The following is a 16863-nucleotide window of genomic DNA, read 5'->3' on the forward strand; positions in this document are numbered from 1 at the left end:
GTTTTTTATTGGCAAAAAATAATCATGTTGTAATCAGTGAGCGGATGTTAAAATATCAGTATTGAGTCCATGCTGACTACCCGAAATGTTAGATTGTAAAAAACTATGTTAAATAACTCTCAGACAGCGCTTACTTCAACCATTGCCGCCATTGCAACACCAATGGGTCGTGGCGGGGTTGGTGTGATACGCCTATCAGGTCCAAACAGTTACCAAATTGCCTTGGCGTTAACCGGTCGTCAAGCTTTCAAACCGCGATTTGCCCATTTTTGCCGATTTTATGATAATGATGATACGGTGATTGATGAGGGATTGGTGTTGTATTTCCCTGCCCCCCATTCTTTTACAGGTGAAGATGTGATTGAGTTGCAAGGTCACGGTGGTATGATTTTGCAGCAGCAGCTTTTGACCCGTGTGTTTGAATTGGGTGCAAATCAAGCGGTAGCGGGCGAGTTTTCGGCGCGGGCTTTTGATAATGATAAACTTGATTTGGTACAAGCAGAAGCGATTGCTGATGCCATTGATGCCACCAGTGTGGCTGCCGCAAAAAGTGCCATGCGCTCATTGACCGGTGAGTTTTCACAAAAAATTAATGCGCTGCTTGAGCAGTTAATTCAGCTACGATTGTATGTTGAAGCCGCTATTGATTTCCCCGATGAAGAAGGGGTTGATTTTTTGGCAGATGAACATATCGCCAAGCAATTACGCCAAGTTTCTGAGCAACTAAACACTGTGTTAGCCACTGCCAAACAAGGGCAGCTGCTGCGCGATGGTGTCTCAGTTGTGATTGCCGGGCGACCCAATGCGGGAAAATCTAGCTTGCTCAATCGCTTAGCAGGGCAAGAGCGTGCAATTGTGACCGATATTGCCGGGACAACCCGCGATATTTTGCAAGAAACCATTGTGTTAAACGGTCTAACGCTAAATTTGACCGATACCGCGGGGCTGCGTCAGACTGATGATATTGTGGAACAGGCGGGCATTGAGCGAGCACGACAAGCCATCACCCAAGCTGATTTACTGCTTATGGTGTATGATGCGCACCGTGAGCATGAGCCGTTACGATTAGCGACCGAATTATTTGGCAGTTTACCCAATGCCAATTCAATATTAATGATTGCCAATAAAATTGATTTATCCGACAATCACCAAAATTTGCCCAAGCAATTTTCATCACAAGAGCAGATTTATCACCCCGTCTATGTGTCTTGTAAATATGGTACAGGCCTTGAGGAATTGGTCAATCAAATCTGTGATAAAGTCGGTTTTCATCCCCCTGAAAACAGCTTGATTGCACGAACCCGCCATCTTGATGCGCTGCGCCGTACCCAAATGGCGCTGCATGAAGCCGATGAGCAACTGCATTTATTTCATGCCGGTGAATTGGTGGCGGAAAGCCTACGCCAAGCACAGCTTAGCCTCAATGAAATCACCGGTGAATTTACCGCCGATGATTTATTGGGCAAGATTTTTGGCAGTTTTTGTATTGGTAAATAAATTAAAAGGTTTAAACTTAGCTAGGAAATCGCATGCACTGTCCATTTTGTAATGCTGAAGATACCAAAGTCATTGATTCAAGACTCGCGGCAGAAGGTGCGCAGGTACGCCGTCGTCGTCAGTGTACCGCGTGCCAAGAGCGATTTACCACCTTTGAAATTATCGAAGCGGTCATGCCTCGTATCATCAAATCCAATGGTCGTATCGAGCCGTATGATGGGCAAAAACTGCGTCGCTCAGTGCAGCTACCATTACAAAAACGTCCAATATCGACTGACAACATTGAAGCCATGATTAGCCGGATTGAAAAACAGCTCAGGCAGCTCGGTGAGCGTGAGGTGCCCAGTAAAATTTTAGGTGAAATCGTCATGAAAGAGCTGAGCCAAATTGACGATGTTGCCTACGTTCGATTTGCTAGCGTGTATCGAGATTTTCAAGATATTGAAGCGTTTAAACACATGGTGTCAAACCTCACCACGGACGCCAATAAACAAGAAATCAATCAACGTATCGAAGATTTGACTCACCCACACAAGCTCAAACATCTACAATCCTAAGTTTTATTATGACGGCAAATTTATCATCCGCTGAGCGCTATCAGCACCAATACTACATGTCACGCGCCATTGAGCTGGCTAAAAAAGGACGTTTCACCACCCGTCCCAATCCTAATGTCGGCTGCGTCATTGTCAAAGATAATCAAATCATCGGCGAAGGTTTTCACTATCTAGCAGGACAACCCCACGCCGAAGTGTTTGCCCTTCGACAAGCGTATGAGCATGATGCTAAGCATTTGCAAGGGGCAACAGCATATGTCACGCTTGAGCCTTGTAGCCATCATGGACGTACCCCGCCCTGTGCTGATGCGCTAATCAAAGCGGGTATCAGCCGTGTGGTGATTGCTGTTGTCGATCCTAATCCTAAAGTCGATGGGGGCGGTATTGCCAAACTGCAGCAGGCGGGTATCGAAGTCATTACTGGCATTTGTGAGCAAGCGGCTTATCAATTAAATGAAGGGTTTTTTAAAGTCATGCGTGGCGGCTTGCCTTTTGTGCGCTTAAAGATAGCGACAAGTTTGGATGGACGCACCGCGATGGCAAATGGCGAGTCAAAATGGATAACCAGCGACCAATCACGCGAGGATGTACAGCGTTTACGAGCGCAGGCAGGGGCAATTATCACGGGTAGCGAAACAATCCTGCAAGACCATCCTGCGCTAAATATCCGTAGTCAGCAATTAGGGGTAAATTTAGACGATATACCACAGCCGTTATTGATAGTGCTAGACCGTCGTCAACGCATCCAAATGACGGATGCATGGTATCAAAGTCAAATCAACAAGCGTCCCGTTTTGCTTATCCAAGATGCAGCTATGAGCTTAACTCAAATACTCACCACTTTAAAAGACAATTACCAAATTAACGATGTGCTAGTTGAAGCAGGGGCAACAGTCGCTGCTAGTTTTTTACAACAAGGTCTGGTAGATGAGTTAGTCGTGTATCAAGCGCCATGCTTTTTGGGTAACAGTGCTAAGCCCATGATTAACTTTAATGCACAGCATATCCACCAACAAATTATCGCTACACTAGTTTCACATGAAACAATGGGCAATGATATCAAACTAACCTATCGTTTTGATAAGTAAATCCACACAATCGGTTAGGTAAATCTTGCACAAAAAAATAGTCAAACTGTTATATTTTTTTGCTTTTTAAAACTTATCCACATTGTTAGCTAAATTTAATGAAAGCGTTAGAAGTGGATTTTCTTTGTGGATAACTGTTTCACATGAAACAATGATTAGAGTCAAATTTTACTGTAATGCTAGACTATAAGCGGTGTTTCACATGAAACATGGCACAAAACACCTGTAGTCTATCACAATTATGATCAGTGGATAAGTAGATAAATGAGGTGATAAGTAGTCTACGATGGTAAGTTATCCACTAAAAGCTACCTCTATCATTTTAAAGTTTTGAACGCTTGACGCCCAATTAAAATTAGAATTGAGTCATGATTATAATTTAATTATTCTAAATAATATTTTATGTTTGTGATAGTTGTAAAAGTGCATTAAAATGCATTGATATCAACAATAAATAGGATAAAAAATGTTCACAGGTATTATTGAAGCCACGGGAAAAATCGTTGCCATTACGCCAACACAGGGTGATATACGCTTAAAAGTTCAATCTGACTATTTGGACTTTGCTGATGTCAAATTGGGTGACTCGATTGCAAGTAACGGGATTTGTCTCACTGTTGTAGAGCAAGGTAAAGACTGGTACGCCGTTGATGTTTCACGTGAAACACTCAATAAAACAGCGATGCAACAATGGCAAGTTGGCGATGTATTAAACCTTGAAAAAGCCATGCTGCCTACTACACGATTTGGCGGCCACATTGTCACCGGTCATGTTGATACCACGGGTACAGTTAAACTGATAAAAAATGATTCGCGCTCAATTTACATAGAGATTGAGATTCCAAGCGAGTTTACCAAATATGTCGCTACCAAGGGTTCTGTAACAGTCGATGGTATTAGCCTGACCAGTAATTTGGTGGAAGGTAATGTGATTAGTTTAAATATCATCCCGCATACGGCGCAGGTCACCAACATAAGCAGACATTGGAAAGTGGCAACAAAAGTCAACATCGAGGTGGATGTGGTAGCCAGATATTTAGAAAAACTTCTTATGTCAACACCAGACAACATGTCAAATTCTAATCATGAAGGCATTACATTAAGCTTCCTACAACAAAATGGGTTTAGCAAATAGAGCGCAACTGCTTTATAATGATGGACAAAGAACCACCAACCAATTTACTTTTAAAACTCGACCCTCATAACGTTTTACTTCAAACAAAAAAAGACCAAGTTAACCTGGTCTTTTTTATTGTCTCAGACCATGTAATGATTGATGGCTTCGATGAGTTTTTGCTTGTTGATGGGTTTGGTCAAAAAACTGTCCATGCCCGCTTCTAAACAGATATTTCTATCATCATCAGAATCATTGGCGGTTAAGGCAACAATCGGCACACTATCTTTATTGAGGCGAATAATACGCGTCGCTTCAATACCATCTAGAATTGGCATGCGACAGTCCATCAACACAAGTCCGATTTGCTGACGATTTTCACTGAGTAACTTAACTGCTTGCTCGCCATCGGATGCTACAAGATAGCGATAACCCAAGGCTTCCAAATGCTTTTTGGCAATTTTTTGATTAACCGGGTTGTCTTCTGCTATTAATATCAATTTTTGACCAGAGTGATGCGCATCGTTTGGGCTCTCAAGATTGGTGTGGCCCTCATCAACCACTTGAATTGGTCCATCCAATAACAGATTAGGGTTATTAACGGGGGGCGTTGCGGATGCTACGTTAACGCTAGAATTAGAGGGGCTGGGGTACTGCTGCAAAAATTGCTTAAATGCCAGTTGTACGGGCAGATGGGTATTGGTTTTTTCTTTTTTGATTTTTAACTCATATAGATGATTCACCTCAGCAATCAACAGGCTTAAAGACGTAGGTTTTTGCAAATACCCATCAAATTGTAATTGCAGCTCGGGTGGCAGAGTTTTAGGTGATTCAATACTTAAAATAATTTTAATCGCATCAGCATAAAAATCAATATTATCTAATAAATGGTTGTTGGCTTTGAGTGCTGCATCATCAATCACAAAGACCGGCATCAAGCCTTGCAAATCAAGGTTATTAATCGTATCGATAACGGCTTCATCCATAGCTGTAAAGATATGGTGCGATAACTCCACATAATTTAGCACTTTATTCACTCGCTCAAAGATAGAAAATGGCGAGATAATAATCAGTGTTATCCTTAAATTACCAGTTTTATATTGGTAAACAGACTGCAGACTAAACTTTGGAATCGGTAAAAATAGTTGGAATTCACTGCCTTGACCAAATTGACTTTCTAAATGAATAAACCCGCCCAATAAATGTGAAAAACTATTGGAAATAGCTAAACCAAGTCCTGTACCGCCAAACTGCCGACTAATAGAATCATTGGCTTGTTCAAAGTAGGAAAATAACTTTCGTTGGTCTTTTTCTGTAATACCTAAACCGGTATCTTTTACTGATATTTTTAACCAATCTTCGCTGACAGTCATATTTTGGCTGGTTTTAGCCGCGATTAATGGGTGACGGCTATCGGTTTTATCAACCGTGATAGCCACGTAGCCCTCTTTGGTAAATTTTACCGCATTGGTCAATAAGTTTAAAATAATTTGGCGTAATTTACCTTCATCACAATCAATAAAACGTGGGGTAAGGGGATCTACAAAAATATACAGACTAATTTTTTGACGTCGGGCATTACCAAGCATCAGTTCAGTGGTCTGGCGCAGTAATTTCAAGAGATCAATAGACGTGACATTGGTTTGTAGCCTGCCTGCGTCTAATTTGGCCACATCAAGCATATCATTGAGCAGTTGAATCATGGTCTGGCTAGATTGCTGCAAGGTTGCGATGGTTTCTTGTTGCTCGCTATTAAACTGCGCTTTATCTTCAGCAAGTAAATCTATCATGCCAACTAAACCACTGAGTGGAGTACGCAATTCATGCCCCACTACCGCCCACATTTTATTAAAACTGGTTAATTTATCGGCAGTAAATTTATCTTCGACCCACGCTTTTTGCAGTTTATCGTGATAATCGGTGGTATCCTCTAAGCCACAGCTATAACCTTGTAGTTGACCAAAACGGTTATAATACGGGGTAATGCGTAAATCAAAATACAGATTTCGCTGTAGATTGGTCACGGGTAAAGTTGCATAAGTCTGAATATTCTCGAGCGAACTTAGTAGCTGCTGCGTGGTTTTATTGGCACCGGTGATAAAGTCACTAAGAATATACATCGACCCCTGTTGAAACGGGGTATTAAACACTTGCGAAAATTTATGGTTAAAGTACACAATCCGACCATTTCTGCTCATGATAAATAGCAAAATTGGTGAAGTATCAATCAAAATATTTTGTCGATAAGTTAACTGGCGAACCTTATCATAATATTGCCCCATCTTATAAGCATATCGGTTAAATAGCTGAGCTAAATAAAGCGTTTCAGGGTGGTTACGAAACTCATGAAGCTTGGCAGGCTGATAACCTTTACTAATTTGCAATTGCAAATTTTGGGCATAATCGAGAAATTTATACCAAACCTCGTAACTCTTTCGCAGCTGAATCATCACATATAAAAATAGGCAAAGCCCTAGTAGCAGTGGCAGCAAATAGATAGGGTTGGCAAAATTACGCCAAAACGGGAAGTATTGTACTTTAACGTATAAGCGGTAACCCGCTGCCAGATTCTGCCAAACTTCAAAACCACGAGCATCATAAAATATTTTATTGCTTTGTTTGGCAGATAGCGTCCAATTGGGTAAGGCGTCAGAGAAATCATTATGGTTGTTTTTGACAACGGTAGTATCACCCGTTGGCTCAAAGACAATCAACTGATAATTTTTGATTGCTTCATGTTGGTCTAAATTAACCTGACGCCAATCGTGCTCACCGTGGGTAATTTTATGATTGAGTTTATCAACCAATTCAACGAGGTAGCTTTTGCCAAGCTGCTGTTGCTGCTGCAACGCATAAAGCCAAAGCAGTCCATAACCTGCCACTATTAGTATCAGCTCGATAGCCACTAAGGTTATGATGAGTCGCCGAGCTGCTGGGCGATTGTAGAGAGAAAACTGGTTTGACACAGCGTGATATACCCAATAAAGAAAACAGTCAATGAAGGTAAAAGAAAAAAACCCATCATCACAATGCTAGATTTAAGTATTGTGCCAATTCATATTATAATAACAGAAATTTATTGTACTTAAGATGAAATTTATCATGTCTCAAACCCCGCTTAGGGTCGTATTTGCTGGTACGCCCGAATTTGCTAAAGTCGCCTTACAAGCACTAATCAGTCACCAAAAAACCCTTAATATCGACATTGTGGCGGTCTATACACAACCTGACCGCAAATCGGGTCGTGGGCAAAAAATTAGCGCATCGCCAGTCAAAGCCCTTGCCTTAGCAAATAATATTGCGGTGGAACAACCCGAAAGTTTTAGCTTAAAATCAGCCGATGGGATTGTTTCACGTGAAACACTTAAACGCTATCGACCCGATGTTATGGTGGTAGCTGCGTACGGATTGATTTTGCCGCTTGGTGTGCTGCATACCCCAAAATTTGGCTGTATCAATATTCATGGCTCATTATTGCCACGCTGGCGCGGTGCAGCGCCCATTCAGCGTGCGATTTTGGCAGGTGACGACACCACAGGCATTACCATCATGCAAATGGCGCAGGGACTCGATACGGGCGATATGCTGTATAAAATAGAATGCCCAATCACTGACACAGATACCACCCAACTATTGCATGATAAGTTAGCCAAATTAGGCGGTGAAGCCATTGTCACGGTGTTGTCTGATTTAAAAAACTATCAACAAAACGCGCAAAAACAAGACGACGCTTTGGCTAATTATGCCGAGAAAATCACCACGGCAGAGGGTGAAATTAACTGGCAAAATGATGCTATCAGTATTCAACGCCAAATCCGTGCGTTAAATGCCTTTACCTATCTTGATGAACATAAAGACCCCAACAGCCGTATCAAAATAATAAAAGCCGCGCCCATCAAACTCGACCAACAAACCCATGAACCTGCAGGTAAAATCGTCAGTGTGGGTCGTAATGCAATTTTGGTCGCCTGTGGCAAAAACGCGAGCAACCACCAACATCAGGGTGTACAACATCTGATTAATATCACCCAAATGCAGTGGCCAGGTGGTAAGCCGTTAACCGCTGAGCAAATTGCCAATGGAGATAAACTCAACGATGGTGATATTTTTCACTCATAACCAATTAGGCACATCATGACCCAATTACATTCTCAGCTTAACACGCGCGCTAAAGTTGTCGCCACCCTTGAGCGTATCCAACAAGGTGAGTCATTATCTAGCTTGCTTGACCCACTACTCAACCAAGTGAGCGAAAAAGACAAAGGCTTTGCCCATGAATTATTGCTTGGCACACTGCGTCAATGGTGGGCACTCGCTCGTATTGGTGAAAGCTTGATTGAGCATGAAGTTACTGACAAAGGCGTATGGGCAGCACTCAATATCGGACTGTACCAACTGCTGTATATGGACACGCCAGATTACGCGGCAATTGGTGAAACGGTCGAAGCAGTCAAACAACTGGATAAAGGTTACGGTGCTGGACTTATCAATGCCATACTGCGAAAGGTGCAAAAAAACCCTGCCAAATTTGCCAAAAAAATTGAGAAAAATCACAGTCTACCCAATTGGCTTGCCAAACAGCTCAAACAGGATTGGGGTGAATACTATGCCGAGCTTGGACAAGCGCTTCGCCAACCTGCGCCCATATTCTTACGCGTCAATCGCAAATTTTGTAGTGTAGAGGATTATGCCGATATATTAACCCAACAAGGCATCGGGTTTGCCCTAGTATCAATTGGCTTTGAGAAGGTGCAAACCATTCAACTCACTGACGCTATAAGAATCACCGATTTGCCTAAATTTGCCGAAGGATGGGTCAGTGTGCAAGACAGACACGCCCAGCTATCAGCACATATTTTGGCAAGCCTCGCCTTGGATAAATCTTTGACGGTACTAGATGCTTGCACTGCACCTGGGGGTAAACTGGCGCATTTATTGGAGCTTGATGAGTCAAAAACGTTTCACGTGAAACATCAAAATATCGCCCATGTAATCGCTTTGGACAACGATGAAAAACGTTTACAACGGGTCAGTCAAAACCTTGAGCGTTTGCAGTTAAACCAAGAAAATGTACAATTGGTATGTGATGATGCCACAACGTTTCAAGCCGATACCCAATTTGATGTGATAGTGCTTGACGCACCTTGTACCGCAACGGGGGTGATTCGCCGCCATCCTGATATCGCACTGCTACGCACCGAACAAGATGTGGGGCAAACTGCCGCGTTACAAGCCCGTATTTTAGCCAACTGTTGGCATAATTTAGCCACTAACGGTTATCTACTCTACATCACTTGCTCGATGTTAAAAGCAGAGAATGAAAACCAACTACAAGCGTTTTTAGCCACACACAAAGCGGCGCAAATCGTGGATTTTAGCCTTAATTTACCTAACCAAATCAAACAGAACATCGGTTATCAATGCTTGCCGCTTCATCAAAACGATGGCGATGGCTTTTATTATGCCTTACTGCAAAAACGTGGCTAAAAAATTGGCATTCATCGCAATGCTAGGTTTGTGCTAAACTGCATCAAATTGATTAAATGGAAGAAAAAATGAACTATATCAGCACCCGTGGCAAAACAGCCCCTATGCAATTTAGTGATGTGTTACTGATGGGACTTGCCCCAGATGGCGGCTTAATGCTACCTGAAGAATACCCACAGATTGATGAAGCAACCCTCACCCAATGGCGCACTTTAAGCTACCCTGAGCTTGCCTTTGAAATCATGCAATTATTTGCCACCGATATCCCAAAAGACGATTTAAAAACACTGATTGATAAAACTTATACTGTACAAGCATTTGGCAATCCTGATATTACCCCTGTTCGTACACTCAAAGATGGCATCAAAATCATCGAGTTATCAAACGGTCCCACACTGGCATTTAAAGACATCGCTATGCAGTTTTTGGGCAATGCTTTTGAATATGTGTTAAAGAAAAAAAATGAGCGTTTGACCATTATCGGTGCCACATCAGGTGATACAGGCTCAGCGGCTGAGTATGCGCTGCGCGGCAAAGACAATATCGAAGTGTTCATGATGTCACCGCATGGCAAAATGAGTGAATTCCAGCGCGCACAAATGTATAGCCTCGATGACAAAAATATCCATAACATTGCCATCAAAGGTATGTTTGATGACTGCCAAGATATCGTAAAAGCCCTGCAGCAAGATGCTGAGTTTAAAGCCAAATACAGCCTTGGGACTGTCAACTCCATTAACTGGGGTCGTATCCTCGCGCAAATCGTCTACTATTTTAAAGGTTATTTTGCCAGCACCACCGACAACAGCCAAAAGGTGAGTTTCTGCGTCCCATCGGGTAACTTTGGTAATATCTGCGCGGGACATATTGCCCGTGAAATGGGATTACCCATCGACCGTTTAATCGTTGCCACCAACGAAAACGACGTTCTGCATGACTTTTTTACGACTGGCAAATATAGCCCCCGTACTGCCGACAAGACTTATGTGACATCAAGCCCATCGATGGATATTTCAAAAGCGTCGAATTTTGAGCGTTTTGTGTACCTGCTCGCTGAGAAAAATGGCGAAAAAATCCATACGCTTTGGCAGGATGTCAACGCAGGCAAAGGCTTTGATATGTCGGATTTGATGGCGAACATCAATGGCAAATATGGCTTTGTATCGGGAAAATCAACACATGCCGACCGTATCGCCACGATAAAACAAGTGTATGCCGAAGACAATCAGTTAATTGACCCGCATACCGCTGATGGGATAAAAGTGGCTCGTGAAGTACGCAAAGAAGGTGAGGTGATTGTCTGCGCTGAAACCGCCTTGCCAGCCAAATTTGCCGAGACCATCACCGAAGCTGTCGGTCAACTTGACATTCCCCGCCCCAAGCATACCGATAACATCGAAAGCTTGGCGCAGTATGTGACTGTGCTTGATAATGATGCAAATTTGGTGCGTGCGCAAATTGAACAGTTTGTGGTAGCCAAATAATGGCTATCTAATAGATTGGCTAATAAATTGACTCAAATAAAAGCCTTTTAATTTGCCAGTTAAAAGGCTTTTTTGCATTATTGTTCTTTTTTGCCTTACTGTTTATGGAAAAATTTGCGCAGTATCGCTTTGACTTCATTTGTCTTTAGACGGTTACTAAAGTGAATGTTTTCTTGTTGGATACGCGCTAGGATTTCTGTGGCATTACGCATCAAGTCTTTGGTTTGTCGTACCGATGGCACCGATTTTTTGGCAAGTATTTCTGCTTTTTGGCGCGCCGTGCTTAGTACCTCATCGCTACTAGCAAAAGCTTGGTTGGCTAAGCCCAATTCGACTGCCTGTTTGCCTGTGATTTTTTCACCCATCACAAACACCTCAAAGGCACGCTGATAACCAATTTTTTGCGTCAGCAAAAGGGTCGAACCTGCTTCTGGCACCAAAGATAAATCCACAAATGGGGCTAATAATTTAGCGCTTTCTACGATATACACCAAATCACAATGAAGTAGTAGCGTCAAGCCAATGCCAACGCCTGAGCCTGTCACCGCTGCCACGATGGGTTTGGGATAATCACCCAAAAACTGCACGAAATCTAACGCGTTAAGCTTGGCATCGTCATTTTCTGCTTTGTTTAAAAAATCGACAAGATCATTGCCTGCGGTAAAAAAATCCCCCGTTGACGTAAATAAAATCACTTGAATATTATCGTCACTTTTTGCCTGCTCCATCGCGGTTTGTACGGCTTGGTACATGGCATTGGTTAGGGCATTTTTTTTATCGGCACGATTAAATTGGATTTCTAAAACGCCATTTTGCGTGTGAAAATTGACAAGTTGTTCCATGAAAATGTTTACCTTAGTATCTCATCAGTGTCTAGTAGGGGTTTAGCGCTAAAAACCAAGTCAACAATATAGCATCATTCTAAGCGGAGATTCTAAAATTAGTGAGACAATGACGGCAAAAAAATGAAACTGAAAAAAAATTAAGCCCAAAATACCAAGCGCTAGATGCCAAGTGTTAGATACCGTGCGTTCAGAAAATTTTAGCCAATAAAAAAGGCATTTAAATTAAATGCCTTTTTTTAATTGATATTTTAAATTGATTGCTTAATTAATTAATACAGCATTAACCAATACGGCGTTTACCCGTGGCTAGCTCATAAATGAATAGCACAATAATGGCACCAATCACTGAAAAGATTAAACCGGTAAAACCACCACTGGCATCCACACCTAGCATACCTGCTAAGAAACCGCCCACTAATGCACCAATAATACCCAGTACAATGGTAAGAATCCAACCCATTGCGTCCGCACCTGGCTTGATAGCACGCGCGATAACACCAACGATAAGACCCATGATAATCATATAAATAAAGCTCATTTTAACACTCCTAATTTTTTAACTTGTCTACTTGTTAACTTATTTTGTTGCCTAATCGATTGGCAGGCGTTACAGGGCTAAATTGTTATATTTATGGTTTTAACTAATAACTGCCTCTCTGATGACTGTTATTTTATACATAAGCTATCAGAAGTTAAAATGTTGGTTTGTTAATTATGTAAGTTCTCTTTGAAGTATTAAGAGAATTTTTTATTTAATGTAATGCTATGTCAGTAGAGACGATTAAATGTAAGTTCCGTTATCTGGATTCGATTTCTTGATAAAGTGCATCGTATTGCTGGGTGAGTTTATGTTTGGGGTCCAAATAAATCAGCGGCAAACTTTGATGATGAGATTGTTTCATGATAATTGAAGGGCTAAGTTTGGTGTCATACACAGGATAGCCTTCATTGACCAACGTTTGTACCACTTCTTTGGGTAAATTGGCACGTGGGTCAAACTGATTGACGATAATGCCTTCAATTAACAAGTCACTATTATGGTCCTGGCGCGTCTCTAAGATATTTTGCACCAAGGTCTGCAGCGCGCGTTTGGAGAAAATATCACAATCAAACGGAACGATGACACGATCAGCTGCGATCAATGCCGACAAAGTAAAAAAGTTAAACGCCGGTGGTGTATCAATGTACACCCGATCAAACTGCTGACTTAAAAGGTTTAAGCCGTCTTTTAACTTATAAATTTTATGTTTGCTTTCAAGGGGCTGCAAAATATCGGCAAGCATGGGACTGGCTGGAATCAGTGATAAATTATCAAATCGGGTGGTGTGAATACAGTGCTCCAACCCTTGATTACGACTACCCGTCATACCGCCAAACGGAAATGCAAACATCATCGGCATGGGGCTGGACGTCGCTTGCAGGGTTTGCGAAAAGAAATTTTCAATATTGGGTTCTGTGATATGCGCGGGATGAATGTCTGTGGCCGCATCGCCGACGATATATTGGGTAGCGTTGCACTGTGGATCAAGGTCGATGAGTAAGGTACGCAAACCTTGATGGGCGCTCATCGCGGCAAGATTGACAGCAATGCTGGATTTACCAACACCGCCTTTTTGATTAAAAATGACTCGGGTAAGCATTGTGTAACCTAATATTTGTACAAGTAATCATGAGTATGCTAAAAAATCACGATTTTTGCTAGCAAATTTACAAGGTTAAAACAGTTAGGCTTGCTGTAGTGCCTTTACTAGTCGACCATGAATGCCTTCAAAGCCGCCATTTGACATCACAATCACCGCATCGTCATCGCCAATGTGCGCTGCAATATGCTTAATAATCGCATCGGTTGATGTCATCACTTGTTGGTTGGCAGCATTGCCAATTGCATCGACGACAGACCAATCTAGATTGGCAGGTTGATACCAAATGACTTGGTCGGCGATACTCGCTGATGGCGCAAGCAAACCTTGGTGGGTACCCAGTTTCATGGTATTTGAACGCGGTTCAATCACTGCCCAGATTTTACGGTTTGGGTTATCCGCAAAACGTTTTTTGGCACCGTCAAGCGTGGTTTCAATGGCGGTTGGGTGGTGGGCAAAGTCGTCATAAACTTCTATATGCTTGCCGTTGTCATCAATTGTGCCGACCAGCTCCATACGGCGTTTGATACCAGCAAAATTGGATAAGGCTTCACAGGCTTGTGCAACCGATACGCCAACATTGTAGGCTGCCGCAATTGCCACTAAACCATTATTGACGCTATGTAGCCCGCTCATCTGCCAATTGACTTGTTCTTTGTGACCATCAAACATGACTTCGTATTGGCTGCCATCTTGTTTCACTAGCTTGGCTTGCCAATCCGCTTGGGGATTAGTGCTAGCAATCGCTGTCCGCCAAATCGGTGTCCAGCAGCCTTTTTTAAGGGTTTCTTCCAAGCTTTCGGTATCTGCTGGCATGATGATTTTGCCATTTGACGGTATCATGCGTACCATGTGATGGAACTGGGTTTGGATGGCGGCAAGGTTAGGGAAGATATCGGCGTGGTCGTATTCAAGGTTGTTTAAAATTGCGGTGGTTGGGCGATAGTGAACAAACTTAGAGCGTTTATCAAAAAAAGCACTGTCATACTCATCCGCTTCGATGACAAAGTAACCTTCATGATCCGCAGTTTTATCACTACCCAAATAACTACTGTGGGCAAACGCTTTTTTTAGGCGTTCATCTTGGGTATCAACAAGTGGCACGCCACCAATCAAAAAGCCGGCATCAATGCCTGCATAGTGTAAAATCCACGCCAGCATCGTGGTAGTGGTGGTTTTGCCATGCGTGCCTGCCACGGCTAATACATGACGGTATTGCAATACCTGCTCTGCCAAAAACTGCGGACCTGAGGTATAAGCAATACGCTCATTGAGCATATATTCAACCGCTTCGATGCCGCGCTTCATGGCATTGCCGACAATCACCAAATCAGGGGCAGGTTGTAAATGACTAGCGGCATACCCTTGCATAATCTCAACACCCGCATTTTCAAGCTGGGTGGACATTGGTGGATAGACATTGGCGTCTGAGCCTGTCACGGTATGTCCAAGGTCACGCGCAAGCAGCGCCAACGAACCCATGAAGGTACCACAAATACCAAGAATATGAATGTGCATAAGTTTGCCTTAGGTCAAATACGCATTAGCGGCTAATCAAAGCCGCTAAACCTTGCTAAAAATTAACAATTTTAAAGGACAAATCACGCTTTGTCAGCTATTAAATCCAGTTGCAGGTTAACTTGCTCACCAACACCCATGTCTAGTTTTTGTCAACCCACCGTGCCAAAACCGTGCCAAAGAGGTACAGAAAAATAGTTTTACAAATTACTATGACAGTGCTAAGTTACTATAAATTCACCAAAATAGTGTTTTTGCACTATTTTTATGAAGTTAAAGAATTGAGGAGTGGTATGAAAAGTAGTGAGTTATTAAGCATTTTAAAGCAGTGTCATAGCAATGAGCCAGAGTTTATCCAAGCGGTCGAAGAATTCTGGGAAGATATCGCAGCGGTTTATGACCAATCCACTGTTTATCAACACCTTAATCTATTTGACCGCTTAACCAACCCTGACCGTGTTATTCAATTTCGTATCAACTGGGAAGATGACCAAGGCAATGTTCAAGTCAACCGCGGTTGGCGTGTGCAATTTAACAATGCATTATGGCCTTACAAAGGCGGTATCCGTTTTCATCCCAGTGTGAATCTTTCGGTACTAAAATTTTTAGGGTTTGAACAAATCTTTAAAAACGCATTGACCGGTCTGCCCATGGGTGGGGGTAAAGGCGGTTCAGACTTTGACCCAAAAGGTAAATCAGACGCCGAAATCCGTCGATTTTGCTATGCCTTTATGCGGGAATTAGCGCCCTATATTGGTGCAGATATAGACGTACCGGCGGGTGATATCGGTGTCGGTAGCCGCGAAATTAATTATATGTTCGCCATGTATAAGACGCTTAATCGTGAGTTTACCGGGGTATTAACCGGTAAGACGGTGGGACAAGGTGGTAGCTTGATTCGTACCGAGGCAACGGGGTTTGGTCTGGTTTATTTTTTACAAAATATGCTAGAAGCCCATCATGACGGCTTGATGGCTAAGACTGTCCTGGTCTCAGGTGCGGGCAATGTATCGCTACATGCGGCACAAAAATGTATTGAGCTTGGCGCGCAGGTAGTGACATTATCAGACTCAAAAGGCACCTTGTATCTCAAGCATGGCTTTAGCTTAGAGCAAATTGAAGCGCTCAAAACTTATAAAGCGCAAGATAAACGTTTAAAAGACTTCGTCGGCACCAGTGATGACGCAGAATGGATCGAGGGTAGCCGCCCATGGCATATCAAAGCCGATATTGCCCTACCTTGCGCCACCCAAAACGAAATCAATGGGCACGATGCGCAAAATCTGGTCAATCATGGCGTGAAATACGTGGCAGAAGGTGCCAACATGCCCAGTGATGCCGATGCCATCGCCATCTTCCAAAGTAATGGCGTCATCTATGCGCCGGGAAAAGCCTCGAATGCCGGTGGGGTCGCGGTATCAGGTCTTGAGATGTCACAAAACTCGGTACGTCAATACGCAACCTTTGCGGTGCTTGATGAGCAATTAAAAACCATCATGAAAAATATCCATGACGATTGTTTTAACCATGGCAAACAAGCGGATGGGAGCATTGATTATAAAAAAGGCGCTAATCTAGCAGGTTTTAACAAGATTGCTAAAGCCATGGTGAATTACGGCATTTTTTGACTTCC

13 protein-coding genes are annotated in these 16863 nt (G+C 42.7%); 8 read left to right on the forward strand and 5 right to left on the reverse strand.

Translation table 11 applies throughout. The features are described 5' to 3' along the window. The first annotated feature begins 105 nt into the window (after positions 1–105). The 4 genes from mnmE (at position 106) to AXE82_RS07275 (ending at position 4277) form a co-directional block, all read left to right on the forward strand. Positions 106–1497, forward strand: a complete 1392-nt coding sequence (gene mnmE, locus AXE82_RS07260; protein ID WP_062333078.1) for a tRNA uridine-5-carboxymethylaminomethyl(34) synthesis GTPase MnmE — start codon at positions 106–108, stop codon at positions 1495–1497. Positions 1498–1529: 32 nt separating this feature from the next. Continuing rightward, the gene (gene nrdR / locus AXE82_RS07265) at positions 1530–2054 is read left to right on the forward strand and encodes a transcriptional regulator NrdR (RefSeq protein ID WP_036601355.1); all 525 of its coding nucleotides are present in this window, start codon (positions 1530–1532) and stop codon (positions 2052–2054) included. Between the two features lie 8 nt (positions 2055–2062). Next, the gene (gene ribD / locus AXE82_RS07270; protein WP_062333081.1) at positions 2063–3142 is read left to right on the forward strand and encodes a bifunctional diaminohydroxyphosphoribosylaminopyrimidine deaminase/5-amino-6-(5-phosphoribosylamino)uracil reductase RibD; all 1080 of its coding nucleotides are present in this window, start codon (positions 2063–2065) and stop codon (positions 3140–3142) included. Between the two features lie 466 nt (positions 3143–3608). Continuing rightward, entirely contained in the window at positions 3609–4277 is a 669-nt protein-coding gene (locus AXE82_RS07275; protein ID WP_062333084.1) for a riboflavin synthase, read from the forward strand. A gap of 122 nt (positions 4278–4399) precedes the next feature. On the opposite strand, the gene AXE82_RS07280 is transcribed toward AXE82_RS07275, so the two are convergent. Continuing rightward, a complete protein-coding gene (locus AXE82_RS07280; RefSeq protein ID WP_062333086.1) occupies positions 4400–7222 on the reverse strand; it encodes a response regulator in 2823 nt (940 codons plus the stop codon). A gap of 136 nt (positions 7223–7358) precedes the next feature. On the opposite strand from AXE82_RS07280, the gene fmt reads away from it, so the two are divergent. The 3 genes from fmt (at position 7359) to thrC (ending at position 11227) form a co-directional block, all read left to right on the forward strand. Then, positions 7359–8375: a methionyl-tRNA formyltransferase gene (gene fmt, locus AXE82_RS07285; protein ID WP_040403836.1), complete on the forward strand. Its 1017-nt coding sequence runs from the start codon at positions 7359–7361 to the stop codon at positions 8373–8375. A gap of 15 nt (positions 8376–8390) precedes the next feature. Then, positions 8391–9743: a 16S rRNA (cytosine(967)-C(5))-methyltransferase RsmB gene (gene rsmB, locus AXE82_RS07290; protein ID WP_007116613.1), complete on the forward strand. Its 1353-nt coding sequence runs from the start codon at positions 8391–8393 to the stop codon at positions 9741–9743. A gap of 68 nt (positions 9744–9811) precedes the next feature. Beyond that, entirely contained in the window at positions 9812–11227 is a 1416-nt protein-coding gene (gene thrC / locus AXE82_RS07295) for a threonine synthase (protein WP_062333088.1), read from the forward strand. 95 nt (positions 11228–11322) lie between these two features. Here thrC and AXE82_RS07300 read toward each other — a convergent pair whose 3' ends face one another. The 4 genes from AXE82_RS07300 to mpl all read right to left on the reverse strand — a co-directional run bounded on the left by AXE82_RS07300 (position 11323) and on the right by mpl (position 15230). Next, entirely contained in the window at positions 11323–12069 is a 747-nt protein-coding gene (locus AXE82_RS07300) for an enoyl-CoA hydratase-related protein (RefSeq protein WP_062333099.1), read from the reverse strand. A gap of 283 nt (positions 12070–12352) precedes the next feature. Then, positions 12353–12610, reverse strand: a complete 258-nt coding sequence (locus AXE82_RS07305) for a GlsB/YeaQ/YmgE family stress response membrane protein (RefSeq protein ID WP_007116610.1) — start codon at positions 12608–12610, stop codon at positions 12353–12355. A 259-nt stretch (positions 12611–12869) separates the two neighbouring features. After that, positions 12870–13712: a ParA family protein gene (locus AXE82_RS07310; protein WP_062333100.1), complete on the reverse strand. Its 843-nt coding sequence runs from the start codon at positions 13710–13712 to the stop codon at positions 12870–12872. A gap of 84 nt (positions 13713–13796) precedes the next feature. Continuing rightward, positions 13797–15230 carry a UDP-N-acetylmuramate:L-alanyl-gamma-D-glutamyl-meso-diaminopimelate ligase gene (gene mpl, locus AXE82_RS07315; protein ID WP_062333102.1) on the reverse strand — a complete coding sequence of 478 codons (1434 nt, stop codon included), beginning with the start codon at positions 15228–15230 and terminating at the stop codon, positions 13797–13799. A 293-nt stretch (positions 15231–15523) separates the two neighbouring features. Here mpl and gdhA point away from each other — a divergent pair, with 293 nt between their 5' ends. Beyond that, positions 15524–16858: an NADP-specific glutamate dehydrogenase gene (gdhA, locus tag AXE82_RS07320; protein ID WP_062333104.1), complete on the forward strand. Its 1335-nt coding sequence runs from the start codon at positions 15524–15526 to the stop codon at positions 16856–16858. The last annotated feature ends 5 nt before the right edge of the window (positions 16859–16863 follow it).

This window comes from Moraxella osloensis (genome assembly GCF_001553955.1).
Classification (GTDB): domain Bacteria; phylum Pseudomonadota; class Gammaproteobacteria; order Pseudomonadales; family Moraxellaceae; genus Faucicola; species Faucicola osloensis.

Bases quoted from the DNA above. Each gene is read 5' to 3' on its own strand.
- mnmE (WP_062333078.1), top strand. From the start codon at position 106: ATGTTAAATAACTCTCAGACAGCGCTTACTTCAACCATTGCCGCCATT.
- nrdR (WP_036601355.1), top strand. From the start codon at position 1,530: ATGCACTGTCCATTTTGTAATGCTGAAGATACCAAAGTCATTGATTCA.
- ribD (WP_062333081.1), top strand. From the start codon at position 2,063: ATGACGGCAAATTTATCATCCGCTGAGCGCTATCAGCACCAATACTAC.
- AXE82_RS07275 (WP_062333084.1), top strand. From the start codon at position 3,609: ATGTTCACAGGTATTATTGAAGCCACGGGAAAAATCGTTGCCATTACG.
- fmt (WP_040403836.1), top strand. From the start codon at position 7,359: ATGTCTCAAACCCCGCTTAGGGTCGTATTTGCTGGTACGCCCGAATTT.
- rsmB (WP_007116613.1), top strand. From the start codon at position 8,391: ATGACCCAATTACATTCTCAGCTTAACACGCGCGCTAAAGTTGTCGCC.
- thrC (WP_062333088.1), top strand. From the start codon at position 9,812: ATGAACTATATCAGCACCCGTGGCAAAACAGCCCCTATGCAATTTAGT.
- AXE82_RS07300 (WP_062333099.1), bottom strand. From the start codon at position 12,069: ATGGAACAACTTGTCAATTTTCACACGCAAAATGGCGTTTTAGAAATC.
- AXE82_RS07305 (WP_007116610.1), bottom strand. From the start codon at position 12,610: ATGAGCTTTATTTATATGATTATCATGGGTCTTATCGTTGGTGTTATC.
- AXE82_RS07310 (WP_062333100.1), bottom strand. From the start codon at position 13,712: ATGCTTACCCGAGTCATTTTTAATCAAAAAGGCGGTGTTGGTAAATCC.
- mpl (WP_062333102.1), bottom strand. From the start codon at position 15,230: ATGCACATTCATATTCTTGGTATTTGTGGTACCTTCATGGGTTCGTTG.
- gdhA (WP_062333104.1), top strand. From the start codon at position 15,524: ATGAAAAGTAGTGAGTTATTAAGCATTTTAAAGCAGTGTCATAGCAAT.